The organism is Komagataeibacter kakiaceti JCM 25156, assembly GCF_000613305.1.
In genome coordinates this window covers 1-2153 of the sequence record NZ_BAIO01000409.1, presented here as the reverse complement: position 1 = coordinate 2153, position 2153 = coordinate 1, and the positions used below count along the sequence as shown (strand labels likewise).

The 2153-nt window shown below is 67.5% G+C and carries 3 protein-coding genes and 1 pseudogene; all 4 read left to right on the top strand.

The window, feature by feature from the left end; genetic code table 11:
• Positions 1 to 477: pseudogene (locus tag JCM25156_RS31345) on the top strand (tetratricopeptide repeat protein); the annotation flags it as partial.
• Entirely contained in the window at positions 465 to 953 is a 489-nt protein-coding gene (locus JCM25156_RS31340) for a tetratricopeptide repeat protein (protein ID WP_025813632.1), read from the top strand. The pseudogene JCM25156_RS31345 and the gene JCM25156_RS31340, both read left to right, overlap by 13 nt.
• Complete coding sequence (locus tag JCM25156_RS31335; RefSeq protein ID WP_242402674.1) at positions 857 to 1483, top strand: tetratricopeptide repeat protein; 627 nt, start codon at positions 857 to 859, stop codon at positions 1481 to 1483. The genes JCM25156_RS31340 and JCM25156_RS31335 overlap by 97 nt, the downstream gene beginning before the upstream one ends.
• On the top strand, positions 1483 to 2153 hold a 671-nt coding region (locus JCM25156_RS14490), incomplete at its 3' end, for a 4-(cytidine 5'-diphospho)-2-C-methyl-D-erythritol kinase (RefSeq protein ID WP_025813630.1). The genes JCM25156_RS31335 and JCM25156_RS14490, both read left to right, overlap by 1 nt.

Sequence of the window (2153 nt, the reverse complement as noted above, 5' to 3'; positions counted from 1 at the left end):
GCCGCGCTGGCGGGCAAGTGGGACGAGGCCGCGACCCATTACCTCAACGCCCCGTCCGACCAGATCATGAACCTGCTGCGCCCGCTGCTGCGCGCATGGGCGCTGCAGGGCGCGGGCAAAACGGACGAGGCCCTGGCCACGCTGGAACCCGCGCGGCTGGATCATACACTGGGGGGCTACTATACGCTGCACGCCGCCCTGATCGCCCAGCTTGGCGGCATGCAGATGCGCGCGGACACCCTGTTCCGCCAGTCCACCAGCATGACCGGGGGCGACCTGTTCACCACGCTGGTACTGGCGCACTGGCTGATCACGCAGGGGCAGGAAGCGCAGGCGCAGGCCATGCTTAACGAGCGCATCGCGGGCATGCCGGTGCTGGAGGTGGCGCGCGCCAACATCATGGCCATGGTCAGGCGGCCGGTCGTGACCCATGCGGCGCAGGGGTTGGCGCAGGCCTATGGCTGGTGGCCCTGCTGATCGACCAGCAGCTTTACGCCCATGACGGCGATGAGGAACGCCAGCCCGACGTCGCGCAGGAAATCGGAACCCTGCGCGGGACCGAGCAGATGATGCTGCGCATGGCGCTGCTGCTGGATCCGGCGGATTCCGAGGCGCGGCTCCTGCTGTCCTCCATGCTGCATGCGCGCAAGCAGGACCGGCTGGCGCGGGAGGCGCTGGACGGCGCACCGGCCGATGACCCGCTTCTGGCCGTCTACCGGACCGAGCAGGCGGATCTGGATGTCATGATGGGCAACCGCGAACAGGCGGCGCGGGAACTGCGCGACCTGCTGCAACAGTCCCCCGATGACCGCATGCTGTGGAGCAGCCTGGGCGACGCCCTGCTGGACCAGCAGAAATGGCCCGAGGCGCTGGACGCTACCAGCACGCCACGGCGCTGGTGCCGCACCGGCTGGAGGGCGATGACTGGCGGCTTCTGTTCGGTCAGGCCATAGCGCAGGAACGCCAGAACCACTGGCCGCAGGCGCGCGCGCTGCTCCAGCAGGCGCTCCAGCTTGCCCCCAACGAGCCGGAACTGCTGAACTATCTTGGTTATTCCATGGTCGAATACGGTGAAAACCCGGTCATGGCGGAAACCTACCTGCGCCGCGCGCTGGCGCTGGCCCCGGCGGATAACCAGATCCGTGACAGCGTGGGCTGGGTGCTCATGCGTCTGGGCCATGTGACGGAGGGGCTGCCCCTGCTGGAACAGGCCGTTGAACAGATGCCGCAGGATCCGGCCATCAATTATCATCTGGGCGTTGCGTACTGGATGGCGGGCCGCAGGCTGGAGGCGGTGAATGAATGGCAGAACGCCATCCAGTTCCAGCCCGACCCGCTGGACCGCCGCAAGATCACGGCCGCCCTCGATTACGCCCGGGCGTGGAAGGGGAATGCGTCTTCCACCCTTTCCCTTCCGGCCGATCTCAAGCCCGTGGCCACGCCCGCCTCTCCCCCATCCCCGGCAAACGGAACCCGTCACTGATGTCTTCGCTGCACGAACTGGCCCATGCAAAGATCAACCTGTACCTGCATGTTACCGGGCGGCGGGAAGATGGCTATCACCTGCTGGACAGCCTGGCCGTTTTCGCCGGGGCGGCGGATGAGCTGGAACTGACCCGTGGCGCGGGGCTGGGCGGGAATGTGAACCTGCGCGTCGAGGGCAGTTTTTCCCCCGGTCTGCAGGGCGATCAGGCGGATAACCTGATCGTGCGCGCGGGCAGGCTATTGTGTGAACATGTGGGGCCGGACGTGGTGCGCCACCTGCCCGATGTTGACATCGTACTGCGCAAGGAACTGCCGGTGGCGTCGGGAATCGGCGGTGGCTCGGCGGATGCGGCGGCGGCGCTGCGGCTGCTGCGCGATGTGTGGAAACTGTCCATTCCGCGCCAGCAGTTCCTTATGCTCGCAACCCGGCTGGGGGCCGATGTGCCGGTCTGTGTGGAGCAGCTTGCCGCGCGGATGGAAGGCATAGGGGAGGAACTGTCCAGCGCGCCCCGGCTGCCCGAATGCGGGATCATGCTGGTCAATTGCGGGCAGAGCGTCTCCACCCCGCAGGTCTTCCGCGCGCGCGATCCCGGCTTCACGCCGCGCGCGGACCTGCCGGCGCAATGGAATACGCTGGCCGACATGGTGCGCGACCTGTCCACGCAGAC